Annotated in this window: 13 protein-coding genes; 8 read left to right on the forward strand and 5 right to left on the reverse strand. The window is 68.9% G+C overall.

Annotated elements, in window-relative coordinates:
• Positions 1 to 46 precede the first annotated feature (46 nt).
• Positions 47 to 802, reverse strand: coding sequence for a response regulator transcription factor (locus J9315_RS03490; RefSeq protein ID WP_137824402.1), 756 nt, complete (start codon positions 800 to 802; stop codon positions 47 to 49).
• 172 nt (positions 803 to 974) lie between these two features.
• On the reverse strand, positions 975 to 1,634 hold the full coding sequence (locus J9315_RS03495) for a CGNR zinc finger domain-containing protein (RefSeq protein ID WP_232623684.1): 660 nt from the start codon (positions 1,632 to 1,634) through the stop codon (positions 975 to 977).
• 138 nt (positions 1,635 to 1,772) lie between these two features.
• Between J9315_RS03495 and J9315_RS03500 the strand changes: the two genes are divergently transcribed.
• Positions 1,773 to 2,732, forward strand: coding sequence for a DMT family transporter (locus J9315_RS03500; RefSeq protein ID WP_198499567.1), 960 nt, complete (start codon positions 1,773 to 1,775; stop codon positions 2,730 to 2,732).
• 84 nt (positions 2,733 to 2,816) lie between these two features.
• Complete coding sequence (locus J9315_RS03505) at positions 2,817 to 4,496, forward strand: ATP-binding cassette domain-containing protein (RefSeq protein WP_198499566.1); 1,680 nt, start codon at positions 2,817 to 2,819, stop codon at positions 4,494 to 4,496.
• 16 nt (positions 4,497 to 4,512) lie between these two features.
• On the opposite strand, the gene J9315_RS03510 is transcribed toward J9315_RS03505, so the two are convergent.
• Both J9315_RS03510 and J9315_RS03515 read right to left on the reverse strand, forming a co-directional pair.
• Positions 4,513 to 6,147 carry a DNA repair helicase XPB gene (locus J9315_RS03510; RefSeq protein WP_198499565.1) on the reverse strand — a complete coding sequence of 545 codons (1,635 nt, stop codon included), beginning with the start codon at positions 6,145 to 6,147 and terminating at the stop codon, positions 4,513 to 4,515.
• An 88-nt stretch (positions 6,148 to 6,235) separates the two neighbouring features.
• Positions 6,236 to 8,326 carry a helicase-associated domain-containing protein gene (locus tag J9315_RS03515; RefSeq protein WP_232623683.1) on the reverse strand — a complete coding sequence of 697 codons (2,091 nt, stop codon included), beginning with the start codon at positions 8,324 to 8,326 and terminating at the stop codon, positions 6,236 to 6,238.
• A gap of 78 nt (positions 8,327 to 8,404) precedes the next feature.
• On the opposite strand from J9315_RS03515, the gene J9315_RS03520 reads away from it, so the two are divergent.
• The 5 genes from J9315_RS03520 to J9315_RS03540 all read left to right on the forward strand — a co-directional run bounded on the left by J9315_RS03520 (position 8,405) and on the right by J9315_RS03540 (position 12,350).
• The gene (locus J9315_RS03520; protein ID WP_198499563.1) at positions 8,405 to 8,635 is read left to right on the forward strand and encodes a hypothetical protein; all 231 of its coding nucleotides are present in this window, start codon (positions 8,405 to 8,407) and stop codon (positions 8,633 to 8,635) included.
• A gap of 507 nt (positions 8,636 to 9,142) precedes the next feature.
• Positions 9,143 to 9,523: a cold shock domain-containing protein gene (locus tag J9315_RS03525; RefSeq protein ID WP_198499562.1), complete on the forward strand. Its 381-nt coding sequence runs from the start codon at positions 9,143 to 9,145 to the stop codon at positions 9,521 to 9,523.
• The gene (locus J9315_RS03530) at positions 9,523 to 10,506 is read left to right on the forward strand and encodes a DUF3027 domain-containing protein (RefSeq protein WP_249121014.1); all 984 of its coding nucleotides are present in this window, start codon (positions 9,523 to 9,525) and stop codon (positions 10,504 to 10,506) included. The genes J9315_RS03525 and J9315_RS03530 overlap by 1 nt, the downstream gene beginning before the upstream one ends.
• A gap of 8 nt (positions 10,507 to 10,514) precedes the next feature.
• Entirely contained in the window at positions 10,515 to 11,774 is a 1,260-nt protein-coding gene (locus J9315_RS03535; protein ID WP_198499560.1) for an MFS transporter, read from the forward strand.
• Positions 11,775 to 11,855: 81 nt separating this feature from the next.
• Positions 11,856 to 12,350 carry a DUF456 domain-containing protein gene (locus J9315_RS03540; RefSeq protein ID WP_198499559.1) on the forward strand — a complete coding sequence of 165 codons (495 nt, stop codon included), beginning with the start codon at positions 11,856 to 11,858 and terminating at the stop codon, positions 12,348 to 12,350.
• A gap of 918 nt (positions 12,351 to 13,268) precedes the next feature.
• On the opposite strand, the gene serC is transcribed toward J9315_RS03540, so the two are convergent.
• Positions 13,269 to 14,420, reverse strand: a complete 1,152-nt coding sequence (gene serC / locus J9315_RS03545) for a phosphoserine transaminase (RefSeq protein ID WP_249121015.1) — start codon at positions 14,418 to 14,420, stop codon at positions 13,269 to 13,271.
• A 115-nt stretch (positions 14,421 to 14,535) separates the two neighbouring features.
• Here serC and pdxH point away from each other — a divergent pair, with 115 nt between their 5' ends.
• Complete coding sequence (pdxH, locus tag J9315_RS03550; RefSeq protein WP_198499557.1) at positions 14,536 to 15,207, forward strand: pyridoxamine 5'-phosphate oxidase; 672 nt, start codon at positions 14,536 to 14,538, stop codon at positions 15,205 to 15,207.
• The last annotated feature ends 31 nt before the right edge of the window (positions 15,208 to 15,238 follow it).

The raw sequence follows: 15,238 nt of genomic DNA on the forward strand, positions 1-15,238 counted from the left end.
TGTGTTTTGTTGCCACGTGAGTAATCTAGCGCCCGTGCTTGGGCGACTACTTGGATTCCGGTGTGCGCAGCATGTAGCCGACGCCGCGCTTCGTCTGGATCATCGGCGTCCACTCCATCTCCACGGTGTGACCGGCGGCGTCCGTTTCCGGGGTGACGTCGATCTTGCGTCGCAGGTAGGAGATGTAGGACTCGACGATTCCCGTGTCGCCGCCGAAGTCGTATTCCCAGACATGGTCGAGGATCTGCGACTTCGAGAGCACGCGGTTGGCGTTGAGCATGAGGTAGCGCAGCAGCTTGAACTCGGTGGGGGAGAGGTCGATGAGGATCCCCGAGCGGCGCACCTCGTGGGTGTCGTCGTCGAGTTCGAGATCGCCTGCCACGATGACGGCGTTCTCCTCGTCCTCGAGGCTGCGGGTGCGGCGGAGGACGGCGCGGATGCGGGCGACGACCTCTTCGAGGCTGAACGGCTTCGTCACGTAGTCATCGCCGCCGACGGTCAGCCCCGTGATCTTGTCAGAGGTGTCATCGCGGGCGGTGAGGAAGACGACGGGGGCGTTCATCCCGATCTGGCGGAGGCGCCGGGTGACGGTGAAGCCGTCCATGTCCGGCAGCATCACGTCGAGGACGAGGAGGTCGGGGGTGGTCTGCTCGGCGAGGCGCAGGGCCTCGGCGCCGTTGGCTGCCGACACGACGTCGAAGCCGGCGAAGCGCAGGCTCGTGGAGAGGAGTTCGCGGATGTTGGGCTCATCGTCGACAACGAGCAGAGTGGCTTCGATGTCGGTGTCGTTCTGTGTAGTCATGACTTCAGTGTGAAGAGCGAGTCTGGGAGCCAGGTGAACGTTGCCTGAATGCGATTGTGACCTCCGTCACGGAAAATTCCCAGAAAAGTCCATTCGAGTCCCCTGAGGGGCTTCGGCTCTCAGGATCGGAGTGGTGAATTGCGGGATTTTTCAGCCTGCGAGCAGGTCGGGTTCAGGAGGCGTGGTCGCCGGCGTCGCTCTGGCGGGCGCGGAAGGCGGCGACGTGGGTGCGGTTGGCGCAGTTGCCGGTGTCGCAGAAGCGCTTCGAGCGGTTGCGGCTGAAGTCGGCGAGGTAGGCCCGGCAGTCCTCGGCCGCGCATCGGCCCAGGCGGTCGAGGTCGCCGGAGCGGATGAGGTCGATGAGCACGAGGGCGACATCGGCGGCGACGCGGTCGGCGAGGCTCGCCGTCGCGCCCACGGCGTGGAGGTGCCAGTCCCAGTCGCCGTGGCGCACGAGCTGCGGCAGCGCGTCGGTCTCGCGCAGGGTGAGATTGACCTCCTCGACGATGCGCCGCTCGAGGGCGTCGGCCGCCGAATCTCCGTCCGGATCGGTGTCGCCGGCCGCGTTTGTGCCGACGGCCGCGGGCACGGAGTCGAGGCCCGCCTCGAAGGCGGCGGCGAAGCGCTCGCGCAGGCGGCGCGTCTCCTCGACGTCGGCCTTCGTCGCCGTGAGCGGCCCGGAGAAGTCGTGTCCGGCGGCGAAGTCGCGGAGGCCCGCGGTCGTCGTCAGCTGATCCCCGTCCGCGGCGATGCCGCCCGCGGTGTTGAGGAGGTCGACGAGCATCGTGAGGTTCGAGCGGATGTCATACGCGAAAGTCATGATGCCTGCCATTGTGCCACATCGCGTAAGGAGCAAAATGCACTTGACTCATTTCATGGCGGTGGGAAATACTGGCGATGGACACGTCCACCACCAACTCGGCGCGCTCATCCGACCGCGTCGACCGCACCCGATATCAGGAGGCTGAGAATGACCCGCACCGTCGTCCTGGGGTTCCTCCTCACCCTGGCCTCCGCCTTCTTCTTCGCCGTCTCCGGGCCGATCGCGAAGACGATGTACGCCGTCGGGTGGACGCCGGGCGCGGTCGTGCTCATCCGCCTCATCGGCTCAGCGCTCCTCCTGCTCATCCCCAGCCTCATCGCGCTCCGCGGACGCTGGAGTGAGGTGCGCACGCACTGGAAGACGGTCCTCACCTACGGGCTCGTGTCGATGGCCGGCGTGCAGGGCTTCTACTTCGTCGCCGTCGAACACCTCACCGTCGCCGTCGCCCTGCTCCTCGAGATGACGGCGCCGATGCTCATCGTGTTCTGGATCTGGGGTCGGACCCGGACCCGTCCGGCGACCGTGACGTTCATCGGGGTCCTCGTCTCGATGGTCGGTCTCCTCCTCGTCCTCAACCTGCGCGGGGCCTCGATCAGCGTCCTCGGTGTCGTCATGGCGCTCGCCGCCGCCGTCTGCCTCGCCTCCTACTTCCTCGTCTCGGCGAAGGACACGATCAATGTGCCGCCGGTGGCACTGACCGGACTCGGCATGGGCGTCGGCGCGCTGACCATGGGTCTCATCGTCCTCCTCGGCGTCATGCCGTGGGGTGCGGCGACGACGGACGTCGACTTCGGGGGCCTCCAGGTCTCGTGGGTGCTGCCGATGGCGCTCATCATCCTCTTCACCGCCGGCGCCTACATCACCGGCATCCTCGGCCTGCGCTACATCGGCGCGACCGTCGGCTCGTTCGTCAACCTCATCGAAGTGCCCTTCTCCGTCATCGTCGCGTGGCTCCTGCTCGCCGAGCTGCCCGCGCCGATCCAGCTCTTCGGCGGCGTCTTCATCCTCGGCGGCGTCGTCTTCATCAAATGGGGCGAGGCCCGGCTGGCCCGGCGCATCGCCACCCGTGAGGTCGTCGCCCGCTCCGGAGCCCTCGCCGAGGTGTGAGCGGGCGAGGCGCGTGCGTCCCGGTTGCCCGCAGGGTTGCTGGGGGCGGAGGGCGCCTGGGTGCGGCGCTGATAGCGTGAGGCCATGGGCCATATCGACATCAACGACGTTGCGTACACCCTCGCCGACGGCAGACCGCTGCTGTCGGGGGTGTCGTTCCGGGTCGGCGACGGGGCGAAGGCGGCGCTCATCGGCGCCAACGGGGCGGGGAAGACGACGCTGCTGCGCATCCTCACCGGTGAGCTGTCCCCGGAGTCCGGGTCGGTGTCCCACACCGGCAGCGTCGGTCTGATGCGCCAGTTCATCACCGCCGACACCGTCGCCGAGGCGCTCGAAGAGCTCGCACCCCAGCGGATCCAGCGGGCCGCCGCCGTCGTCCGGCGGGCCGAGGAGCGGCTGCTCGGCCCCGACGGAGAGGCGACCGAGGTCCAGATGGCCTACGCGAACGCCCTGAGCGAATGGGCGGATGCGGGAGGCTACGACGCGGAGGTCCTCTGGGACACCTGCATCACCTCGGCGCTGGGGATCCCCTTCGACCGGTGTCGGGACCGGGCGATCGCGACGCTCTCGGGCGGGGAGCAGAAGAAGCTCGTCCTCGAGGCGCTGCTGCGCGGACATGACGACGTGCTCATCCTCGACGAACCGGACAACTTCCTCGACGTGCCGGGCAAGCGGTGGCTGGAGGCGCAGCTGCGGGAGACGGACAAGAGCGTCCTCTTCGTCTCCCACGATCGGGAGCTGCTCGCGCAGGCCGCGACGGAGATCATCACGCTCGAGCTCTCCGCCGCCGGCAACACCGCCTGGGTGCATCCGGGCGGGTTCACCTCGTATCACGCGGCGCGGGTCGCCCGGTTCGACCGGCTCGAGGAGCTGCGCAAACGGTGGGATGAGGAGCATGCGAAGCTCAAGGCTCTTGTCCAGATGTACAAGCAGAAGGCCGCGTACAACTCGGATATGACCTCACGGTACCGGGCGGCGCAGACCCGACTCGAGCGGTTCGAAACCGCCGGCCCGCCCGAGGCGATGCCCAGGGAGCAGAACCTCGGGATCCGCCTCGGCGGGGGTCGGACGGGGAAGATCGCGATCGTCGCCGACGCACTCGAGCTCACCGACCTCATGCTGCCCTTCGACCTCGAGGTCCACTACGGCGATCGGGTGGCGGTGCTCGGGTCGAACGGGTCGGGGAAGTCGCACTTCCTGCGCCTGCTCGCCGCCGGCGGCACCGATCCCGAACCCGAGCATCGGCCGGTCAGCGACATCGACATCCCCGCTGTCGCCCATGAGGGTCGGGTGCGGCTGGGGGCCCGGGTGCGGCCCGGCTGGTTCGCGCAGACCCACGGGCGGCCCGACCTCGTCGGACGGACCCTGCTCGGCATCCTCCATCGGGGCGACGAGCACCGCAGCGGGCTGCCGCGCGAACCCGCGTCACGGGCGCTGGCCCGCTACGAACTCGCCGGGGCCGCGGAGCAGACCTTCGACTCGCTCTCGGGCGGGCAGCAGGCGCGGTTCCAGATCCTCCTGCTCGAACTCGCCGGCGCGACACTGCTCCTCCTCGACGAGCCGACGGACAACCTCGACCTCGTCTCCGCCGAGGCGCTCCAGGATGCGCTCACCGCCTTCGACGGCACGGTGCTCGCGGTCACCCACGATCGCTGGTTCGCCCGTGATTTCGATCGGTTCCTCGTCTTCGGCGCCGACGGGGAGATCTACGAGTCGAACGAGCCCGTCTGGGACGAGGGACGCGTGTCTCGCGCCCGAGGGTGAGCCTCGCGGCCCGCGCCTACCGCACCTCGATGTCGTAGCTGTAGCCCTGCTCGGTGAGGAAGCGGCGGCGCTGGGCGGCGAAGTGCTCGTCGACGGTGTCGGCGGCGACGACGGTGTAGAACGTCGCCGAACCCGAATCCTTCTTGGGGCGCAGGATCCGGCCGAGGCGCTGCGCCTCCTCCTGCCGCGACCCGAAGGCGCCGGAGACCTGGATGGCCACCGAGGCGGCGGGCAGGTCGACGGAGAAGTTCGCGACCTTGGACACGACGAGGACCCGAATCGCCCCCGACCGGAAGTCGCGGAAGAGCTCCTGCCGCTGTGACTCCGGGGTCTGCCCGGTGAGCACGGGGGCACCGAGGGCCTCGCCGATCTCCTCGAGCTGGTCGAGGTACTGGCCGATGACGAGGATCTGCGCCTCCGGATGGTCGGCGACGAGGGTCTTGACGATCGGCAGCTTGGCATCCGAGGTCGCGGCCAGACGGTAGCGGTCCTCGCCGTCGGCGCGGGCATACGCGGTGCGGGTGCCCCCGTCGAGCCGGACGCGGACCTCATGGCACGCGGCGGTGGCGATGAAGCCGAGGCGTTCGAGCTCCTTCCACGGCACCTCGTACTGCTTGGGTCCGATGAGGGAGAACACCTCGTCCTCCCGGCCGTCCTCGCGCACGAGCGTGGCGGTCAGCCCGAGTCGGCGCCGGGCCTGGAGGCTCGCGGTGAGCCGGAAGATCGGTGCCGGCAGCAGGTGCACCTCGTCGTAGATGACGAGCCCCCAGTCCTTGGCGTCGAGGAGTTCGAGGTGGAGGTAGGAGCCCTTCCGCCTCGTCGTGAGCACCTGGTAGGTCGCGATCGTGATCGGGCGGATCTCCTTGACCGATCCCGAATACTCGCCGATCTCGTCCTCAGTCAGCGTCGTGCGCGCGAGGATCTCGTCCTTCCACTGCTTCGCCGACACGGAGTTCGTCACGAGGATGAGCGTCGTCGTCTGCACCCGCGACATCGTCGCGACCCCGACGACCGTCTTCCCGGCCCCGCAGGGGAGGACGACGACCCCGGACTCCCCGGACAGCGACTGGTCGATGGCCTCCCGCTGGTAGTCGCGCAGATGCCAGGCCCCGCCGTGGGCGTCATCGCTGAGCTCGATGTCGTGGGCTTCGCCGTCGACGTAGCCGGCGTGGTCGGAGACCGGATGCCCGAGCTGGAGGAGGGCGTGCTTGAGCTCGCCCCGTTCCGAGGGGTGGACGAGGACGGACTCCTCATCGAGCCGCCTGCCGAACTTGCCGACGAGGTCGGGTTGACCGGTGAGCCGGTCGAGGAGTGCGGTCTCCGTCGACGTCAGTGTCAGACCGTGGATGGGATGGTCGATGAGGGTGAGCACCCCGAACCGGTCCATGATGTCGACGATGTCGACGAGCAGTTCGTGCGGGACCGGGTACTTCGCGAACTCGAGGAGGACGTCGACGACCGATTCGGCGTCGTGGCCGCTCGCGCGCGCGTTCCACAGGCCCAGCGGGGTGATCGTGTACGTGTGGATGTACTCCGGGGTCCGGGCCAGCTGCGCGAACGGGGCGATCGCCACCGCCGCCTCGGTGGCCAGGGGGTGCCCCGATTCGAGGAGCACAGTCCGATCGGACTGGACGATGAGAGGTCCGTTCATGAATTCCTTCGCCGAGGTGACAACGACGAGGTCAACGCGCCGGGCGGCGCGATTGTTCCCACCGGTGCCCCCGCCCGCCGGTGAGTGCTCATGTCGGCTCCGGCGCCGGTTCGACGCTGACGATGCGCGCGATCGACAGGGAGGCCTCGGCGCCGGTCGTCGTCACCGTGCCGCGGACGCGTCCGCCGTTGACCGTCGTCGGCTGCATCTGCACGATGCGCTCCTGACCGTGGGAGTCGGCGAGCCGGATCGTCACGAGCGTCCGGGCCTGTGCGGCCTCCCGCAGCCGATCGAGGTGACCGAGCGGTTCGTCCGTCGGTTTCTGCTCCGCGGTCGCGCCCGCGGGAGAGCGCAGGATGCGGATGTAATCGCCGAGGCGGTCGTCGGTGACCCGGGCCCGTGTCCGCGTCGTCACCTCGGGTTCGGTCTGCGTGATCACCGACCGGCGGCGCACGGGACCGGCGGGGGAGTGGAGGAGCGCGTGATGATCCCCGGCCTCGAGAAGGTGCATCGTGCGCTCGGGGCCGAGCTGGCTGATCGCCACCGTCGGGGCGAGACGGTCGAGGCCGGCGGGGGCCATGAGCGGGTCGGAGAGGATGACGTCGAGGTCGACCGGGTCGTCGACGACGAGGACGGCGCGAGCCCCGGCGACCCGGACCCGGCGCAGCTTCGCCGCAGTGTTCGAGATGAGGAAATCGAGCGTCGAGGGCAGCGGTTCGGCGCTGATGGCGGCGAGTTCGCGCAGCGCTTCGGCGGCGTCGACGCCGGACTGCATGCTCGCCTCGATCGTGTCCCCGTCGATGCGGTAGACGGTGCCCTGGCCGCGGGCTTCGACGACGGCGAAGCGGCGGAGGATGTGGTGGACGCGGGGGTCGATCGGGCCGGTCGCCACGGCGGTGAGATCGGACTGGATGAGGACGGTGTCGACCTCGGGGACGAGTCCCGTGCGGACCTCGGCGACGACCTCGGCGGGCACGGACAGTGCAGCGACGCTGACACCGAGCGGCGCGAGCGCCGGATTGTCACGGACCGCGGCGGCCGCAGCCCGCTCGAGACCGGCGGCGAGCATCACCCCGAACCGGCTCGGTCCGAAATGGCCCGGCTGCTGGAGCGGGGTCGTCGCGAGCCCGAACATCACCGCCGACTGCAGGACCTCCTCGGTGATCGCGGGATCGTGGGCCGGGGTCAGCGGCCGGGATCGCAGGACCTGCGCGTGGATCCACTCGGCCGAACGCGACGATCCGACCCCGATGCCGTGGAGCACGGAGAGCACGGTGGAGCGCAGCAGCGGCATCGCCGGAACCGACTGGCTGAAGCCCTTGAACAGGGACTTCTTCGGGGCGGCGAGGACGGTGAGGCGCTCGTTCGCGCTCGCCCCGGTCACGAGCTGGGTGACGTCCTGGGATTCGCGCAGCCACGAGGAGACGAGGGACGCCCAGAGGTCGGCGCGATCACCGGCGAGCATCGTCGCCGCGTCATCGCTTGCCGTCCACTGCGGGTCGAGCGGATCGTCGAGGACGCCGATGAGACCGAGGGACTTCGCCGCCAGCAGCAGGGTGATCGTCGGTTCGAGGTCGAGTTCGAGGGTGCGCGCAAGGCGGCTGACGTCGCGTTTCGAGATGCCGCCGCTCGTCAGGCGGGAGGCGGGGGAGGACTCCATCTCGTCGACGAGTCCGCGCAGGGAGGACACGACCTCGGCGACGGCTGCCTGTTCGCTGTTGTGGACGAGGGCTTGGGGGATCGTCGTCGCCGAGGCGTCCGGACGCTGGGCGGAGTCCGTGTAGGTGTGCCATGGGCGGGGGCGGGCGGAATCCGCCGCCGAGGTGGGCAGGAGGGTGATCGCCTCGGACTGGATCCGCCAGATGCCGGGGGCGTCCGTCGGCCATGCGAGGCCGAGGTCGCGCAGCCGGGTGAGGTCGGCGTCAGCGGGGACGGCATCGCCGAGGCGGTCGAGACTGATGTCGGGCCCGGTGCGGGCGGCCGTGGCGAGGCCGATGAGGAGGTCGAGCTGGTCGGCGTCGAGCGCTTCGATGCCGCGGGAGACGCCGATGCGCGAGGACGTCGCGGCCGCGAGGGTGGACAGTGTCGGCGACTCGGGCCGGAGGAGGTCGCGACGAGTCCGCACGAACGACTCGAAGTCCGCGTCGGAGCTCTGGGCCAGCCATGTGCTGAAGGTCATTGACATCGCCGTTCAGTGTATCCCCAGGGGTACAATGGACGGGTCAGGAACGCCCAATCACCTCGGGAAGGACGAGCATTGTCAGCCAAGCGTGTCGATACGGCCATCGTCGTCGTAGCCGTCGCAGCAGCCGTCATCGGAGCAGCCGGTCTCATCGGCGTTCTGGGTCAGGCGTGGATGGGGTACACCCCCTCGCACTTGCTGACATACCTGCCGATGATCCTTCTGCCCATCGCCTTCGCTCTGCTCGCAGCGGTCGTCATCCGCTCGGCGCTCAGACGCAGGCAGCCAGGGGTGAATGAGAGCTGAGACGAACCGTGGGCTCACTTCCGCAGGCTCGCTTCTCCGAGGCGATCACCCCCAGTCGGTTGGTGGTTCCATTCGGTCGGACCGCAGTTCACGCCAGCTCACCGAAACCGCTCGGACCGAGCAGCTGAGGACGGCTGGCTCAGCCGGACCCAGCTCAGCGCAGGCAGAGGTTGCGACCAGTTGACGAACGCTCACCGTGACGCTCACGGACAGAGCAACGGCACGCGGCAGCCACCGGGCGACAGTGAGACGTGAGGCGAGCGATGAGACTCTCGCTCAGCCGCCGGAGCCCCCTTCGGTTGCCAAGCCACGAGTGCGAGGCGCTCGACGTCGGCGTCGCGGGATCGACGAACCACCATTGACCACCTCCTTCCATCTGGGTGCGCAGGACATTACCTGGCACCACTGACACAGACCGGCACCGCCGGTCAGAGACACAGGACCCGACCGGGTCCTCCGAGACACCGCACGGCTGCGCACCACGGCAGCACTGCACGAAAGGACACCATGCCAACCGGACGCGTGAAATGGTTCGACGCCGACAAGGGCTACGGCTTCGTCGTCGCCGAGGACGGCTCGCAGGCCTTCCTCCACTCCTCGGTCCTGCCCGAAGGCACAGAGGTCACGAAGGGCACCCGCCTCGACTACGACGTCGTCGACTCCCGCCGCGGCGCCCAGGTGCTCAAAGCACGGCTGATCAGCATTCCCGCGAAGGTCGCGAAGGCCCGCCGCCGCTCCACCGAGGACATGGCGGTTATGGTTGAAGACGTCATCAAAGTTCTCGATGACCTGAACAACGGCCTGCAGCACGGCCGTTACCCCGACCGCGAGCACGGGAACAAGGTCGCCTCGCTGCTGCGGGCGATCGCCGACGATTTGGAGTCATGATGTCCTCTCTCTTCACGACGTGGCTGGACGACCAGCGCACGGGCACCCAGGCCGCCGCCTCGGCGCCTGAGGACGCGGACGTCGCCACCACCTCGGCGCCGGTCGATTCCACCGATGCCGCGACGGCCACTGTCGATGCCGAGACGGCCAGCAGCGATCCCGTGACGACATCGGATGCGCCGTCGACGAAGAAGACCGCAGCCGTGAAACCGGCCCGCTCGACTCCGGAGAAGGTCGTCCTCGACGCCCAGCTGGCAGCGGCGATCGACGTCGCCCGGTCGGCGATCGCCGAGGTGGCCGGCAGCTCCGTGATCGGCGAGCACCTCGGTGCGCTGGCCGAGGGCACCCGGCTCGTCACCCACTACTTCGTGTGCACCGACCCGAGCTACCGGGGCTGGCGCTGGGTCGCCGTCCTCGCCCGGGCACCGCGGTCGAAGAAGGTCACCGTCTGCGAGACCGCCCTGTTGCCGGGACCCGACGCCCTCGTCGCCCCCGAGTGGGTGCCGTGGGATCAGCGCCTCGAACCCGGGGATCTCACCCCGCGCGACACCCTGCCGAAGGTCGACTCCGATCCCAACCTGCAGCCGGGCTACCAGCAGACCGAGGACAACTCGGCCGACAACATCGACCAGATCGCCAACTTCGAGTTCGGCATCGGTCGCGAGCGGGTGCTCTCACCCGAGGGGATCTCCTCGGCCGCGACCCGGTGGGCGAACTCCGATGCCGGCGCCGAAGGCGAATTCTCCACCCGCGCCTCGGCGCACTGCAGCACCTGCGGGTACTTCATGCCGATCGCCGGTTCGCTGCGGGAGCAGTTCGGGGTCTGCGCGAACGCCTGGTCGCCCTTCGACGGCCGCGTCGTCCAACTCGATTCGGGCTGCGGCGCGCATTCGGAGACCGACGTCAGACGCCCGGACACCGAACCGGCCGAAGCCGTCGTCGACGACTACGCCCGCGGCGAACTCGAGTTCCAGGAGGGCTGAACCACTCGATGGCCCACACGTTCCGGTCGCTCGCCGAACCGAACTACCGACACTGGTTCGCCGGCGCGCTCATCTCGAACACCGGAACGTGGATGCAGAGGACGGCCCAGGACTGGCTCGTCCTCACCTATCTGACGAACAACAACGCCTCGGCGCTCGGCATCACGATGGCGCTGCAGATGGGTCCCCAGCTCATCATGTTCCCCTTCGCGGGGGCGCTCGCCGACCGGTTCTCCAAGCGCGCGCTGCTCATGGTCACGCAGGCCCTCCTCGGCGCCGTCGGACTGCTGCTCTTCGTCCTCGTCATCACCGACACGATCGAGCTGTGGCAGGTCTATGTGCTCGCGCTCGTCCTCGGCATCCTCGCCACCCTCGACACTCCCGCCCGCCAGGCCTTCGTCTCCGAGCTCGTCGGCGAGAAGCTCCTGCCCAACGCGGTCAGCCTCAATTCCGCGTCGTTCAACGGGGCGCGGATGATCGGGCCCGCGGTCGCCGGAGTCATCACCGCGCTCGTCGGCGCCGGACCGGTGTTCCTCATCAGCGGGCTCGGGTTCGCGGCGACGCTCACCGTGCTCATCCGGCTCGACCGCTCGCGCCTCCACCCGTCCAATCGCCGGGGCGGCGGCGGGGTCCTCGGCGGGTTCCGCTACCTGCGCTCCCGCCCTGACGTCGTCATCGTGCTCGTCGTCCTCTTCATCGTGGCGACGTTCGGATTCAACTTCAACATCTACACCGCGACGATGGCGCGGATCGAGTTCGGCAAGGATGCGAGCGGATTCGGCCTGCTCAACTCCGTCATGGCGATCGGGTCGGTGGCCGGTGCCCTCGCCTCGGCGAAGCGGGAGAAACCGCGTCTGCGCTTCATCTTCGGCGCCGCCGGCGGGTTCGGCCTCGCCGTCGGACTCGCCTCGCTCATCACGAACTACTACGTCTTCGCCGCCGCGCTCATCCTCGTCGGATTCGCGTCGCTGACGATGCTGACCTCGGCGAACGCCTACGTGCAGACGACGACTCCGGCGTCCTACCGCGGCCGGGTGATGGCGATCTATGCGGCCGTCGTCATGGGCGGCACCCCGCTCGGCGCGCCGCTGGCGGGATGGGTCGCCGACGCGTTCGGTCCGCGCATGTCGATGGCCGTCGGTGCGGCCTCGGGGCTGCTCGCGTTCGCGGTCGGGCTCGTCTGGATGATCGTCGCGAAGAACCTCCGCCTGACCTACGACCCGAAGTCGCGCATCCGGCTCCACGTCAGCTACCTCGGACACCCATAGGGCTGCCGGGTGCCGCACACCCGCGTCCCGTAAGATCGAGCCTGCGCTCTCGTCTCCGAACTCGAAAGGTCCCGTCACGTGGTGGATCCGGACATTCTGACGTCCGTGCTCGTCGGCATCGCCGTGCTCATCGGCTGTCTCGGCATCATCGTGCCGGTGCTGCCCGGATCGATCCTCATCGGCATCGGGGTGCTCATCTGGGCCATCGTCATCGGCACTCCCGCCGCGTGGATCGTCTTCGCGATCGTCGCCGTCCTCGTCGCCGCCGGGATGAGCGCGTCGCTCGTTCTCACGGGCCGCAAGCTCAAGGAGATGTCCGTGCCGAATCGGTCGGTCATGCTCGGCGGAGTGCTCGCGATCGTCGGCTTCTTCGTCATCCCCGTCGTCGGTCTGCCCGTCGGCTTCGTCCTCGGCCTCTACCTCGCCGAGCTGTCCCGACTCAAGGACCCGAAGGTCGCGTGGGGATCGAGCTGGGGCTCGATCAAGGCGATCGGCATCGGCACCGTCATCGAGCTCGGTCTCGCCCTGCTCGCCGCCATCACCTTCGGCATCGGACTGCTCATCCACTTCATGTGAGAAGACGCGGCGACGTCAGGTGCGCTGCGGGCTGACGCCGCGGGGTACCGCGCGGCCTGCGCTGAACGATCCGTCGAGCTCGAGCAATTGCGCTGACTCACGGCGCTCGAGCCGCCGCGCCGGGCGTCGAAGACTACGCGGAGCCCCAACCACTTGCTGCAGCCCAACCACTACCCGGAACATCGAACACTACCCGGAGCGGCTTGTGCGTCGGTGTCACTTCTCGAGAGGCACTCTGAGCCGCTCACACACCGCGTGCACGGGTTGTGTCTGCGGCTGCGGGTGCGGGGTCCGAAATGGTGTTCGGCGAAAGGCACGGTGGGCGTCAAGAACTATGCGGAGCCCCAACCACTATCCGGAACATCGAGCACTACCCGGAGCGGCTTGTGCGTCGGTGTCACTTCTCGAGAGGCACTCTGAGCCGCTCACACACCGCGTGCACGGGTTGTGTGAGCGGCTGCGGGTGCGGGGTTCGAAATGGTATTCGGCGAGAGGCACGTGGGGCGTCGAAGACTACCCGGAGCCCCAACCACTACCCGGAGCGGCTTGTGCGTCGGCGTCACTTCTCGAGAGGCACTCTGAGCCGCTCACACTCCGTGTGCACGGGTTGTGTGTGCGGCTGCGGGTGCGGGGTTCGAAATGAGGCTCGGCGAGAGGCACGGTGAGCGCCGAAGACTACCCGGAGTCCCAACCACTACCCGGAGCCCCAACCACTACCCGGAGCGGCTTGTGCGTCGGCGTTACTTCTCGAGAGGCACCTTGAGCCGCTCACACACCGCGTGCATGGGTTGTGTGTGCGGCTGCGGGTGCGGGGTCCGAAATGGTGTTCGGCGAAAGGCGCGGTGGGCGTCGAAGACTACTCGGAGCCCCAACCACTACCCGGAGTCCCAGCGGCCCCCTACCCGGGCCCCAGGCCCGTCAGGCGAGGGCGTCGATGACGAAGTCGAGGCAGCCCAGCAGCGCCTTGACGTCGGCCGGGTCGACGGAGACGAACGTCGCGATGCGCAGCTGATTGCGGCCGAGCTTGCGGTACGGTTCGACGTCGACGATGCCGTTGGCGCGCAGCACCGAGGCGACGCGGGCAGCATCGACGGAGTCGTCGAAGTCGACGGTGACGACGACCGATGAGCGGTCCGCGGGATCGGCGACGTAGGGGTGGGCCACCTCGGCGGACTCCGCCCAGTCGTAGACGTACCCCGAGGTCTCGCGCGTGCGCTCGGTGGCCCACTCGAGACCGCCGTTGCCGTTCATCCACTCGATCTGCTCGGCGAGCAGGAGCAGAGTCGCAACGGCCGGGGTGTTGTAGGTCTGATCCTTGCGCGAGTTGTCGATCGCGGTGACGAGGTCGAGCGAAGCGGGGATCCAGCGCCCGGAGTCCTTGATCTCCTGCGCCCGGGCGACCGCCTTCGGGGAGAGGATCGCCACCCACAGGCCGCCGTCGGAGCCCATGTTCTTCTGCGGCGCGAAGTAGTAGACGTCGGTCTCGGCGATGTCGACGGGCAGGCCGCCGGCACCGGACGTCGCGTCGATGACGACGAGCGCATCGTCGTCGATGCCCTGAGGCCGCGCGATCGTCGTCGCCACACCCGTCGAGGTCTCGTTGTGGGGCCACGCGTAGACGTCGGCGGTCCCGTCGAGTCCGGCGTCGGCCAGGGCGGCGGGGGAGGGGATCGCCGCGGTGCCCGGCTCGGCGGCGAGGATGAGGGAGTCCTTGAGGTGCGGGGCGGTGTCCGTGGCCTTCGCGAACTTCTGGCCGAACTCACCGAACGTCGCATGGGCGGCCCGCTCACGGACGAGACCGAAGGCGGCGACGTCCCAGAACACGGTGGACCCGCCGTTGCCGAGGACGACCTCGTAGCCCTCGGGAAGGTCGAAGAGCTCGGCCAGTCCGGTGCGGATCCGGCCCACGAGGCTCTTCACCGGCGCCTGGCGGTGGCTCGTGCCGAGCACGGTCGCCCCGGCCGCGCTCAGCGCATCGATCTGTGCCGACCGGATGCGGGCCGGGCCCGATCCGAAACGTCCGTCGGCGGGCAGGAGTTCGTCTGGAATCGTCAGGTTCGTCGCAGTCACGCACGCCATTCTAAGGTCTCGCCGCACAGCGACCGGAGGCCGTCTCATCACGTGCGGATCGTGCCCGCACCCCGCACGGTCCGGCCGTGTCCGTCACCGCCCGTAGAGTGGAGCCATGAGTGAGCCTGTCGACCGCCTGGCCCAGACCCGGGCCTCCTATATCTCGTCCTCGTTCGACCGCCCCGAGGTCTCCCCGCTCGACTTGTTCCGCACGTGGTACGACGAAGCCGCCGGCCAGGTCCGCGAACCCAACGCCATGACCGTGTCCACGCTCGACGACTGGGGTCCCGTCGCCCGCATCGTCCTGCTCAAGGCCGTCGATACCGCCGGCTTCGTCTTCTTCACCGACTACGACTCGGCGAAGGGACGGCAGCTCGCCGCCGATCCGCGCATCGCGGCGAGTTTCCCGTGGCAGGACATGCACCGGCAGATCCGGATCCGGGGCCTCGCCGAGGCGGTCGCCGCCGCGGAGTCCGACGCGTACTTCGCGGTGCGCCCCCGCGGCTCGCAGATCGCGGCGAACGTGTCGAAGCAGTCCCAGCCGGTGAGCGGGCGCGAGCAGATGGAAGCCGAGTACGCCGCCGCCGTCACCGAATTCGAGGGGCGTGAGGTGCCGCGGCCTGCGCACTGGGGCGGGTTCCGCATTCGGCCGTTCGAGATCGAGTTCTGGCAGGGACAGCAGAACCGCTTCCACGACCGGTGGGTGTTCCGACGCGCCGACGGCAGTCACGACCCCGGCGATCTCGCGGCCGCCGACCAATGGGAGCTCGTCCGCCTCTATCCTTGACCGAAAGGTCTGTCTGCACCGACTTTCTGCC

The organism is Brevibacterium sp. W7.2 (genome assembly GCF_018137945.1).
In the GTDB taxonomy this organism is placed as follows: Bacteria; Actinomycetota; Actinomycetes; order Actinomycetales; family Brevibacteriaceae; genus Brevibacterium; species Brevibacterium sanguinis.

Coding starts and splice junctions, on each gene's coding strand:
- pdxH (WP_198499557.1), top strand. CDS start 14,536: ATGAGTGAGCCTGTCGACCGCCTGGCCCAGACCCGGGCCTCCTATATC.
- J9315_RS03505 (WP_198499566.1), top strand. CDS start 2,817: ATGGGCCATATCGACATCAACGACGTTGCGTACACCCTCGCCGACGGC.
- J9315_RS03535 (WP_198499560.1), top strand. CDS start 10,515: ATGGCCCACACGTTCCGGTCGCTCGCCGAACCGAACTACCGACACTGG.
- J9315_RS03490 (WP_137824402.1), bottom strand. CDS start 802: ATGACTACACAGAACGACACCGACATCGAAGCCACTCTGCTCGTTGTC.
- J9315_RS03500 (WP_198499567.1), top strand. CDS start 1,773: ATGACCCGCACCGTCGTCCTGGGGTTCCTCCTCACCCTGGCCTCCGCC.
- J9315_RS03495 (WP_232623684.1), bottom strand. CDS start 1,634: ATGGCAGGCATCATGACTTTCGCGTATGACATCCGCTCGAACCTCACG.
- J9315_RS03530 (WP_249121014.1), top strand. CDS start 9,523: ATGTCCTCTCTCTTCACGACGTGGCTGGACGACCAGCGCACGGGCACC.
- J9315_RS03525 (WP_198499562.1), top strand. CDS start 9,143: ATGCCAACCGGACGCGTGAAATGGTTCGACGCCGACAAGGGCTACGGC.
- J9315_RS03515 (WP_232623683.1), bottom strand. CDS start 8,326: ATGACCTTCAGCACATGGCTGGCCCAGAGCTCCGACGCGGACTTCGAG.
- J9315_RS03510 (WP_198499565.1), bottom strand. CDS start 6,147: ATGAACGGACCTCTCATCGTCCAGTCCGATCGGACTGTGCTCCTCGAA.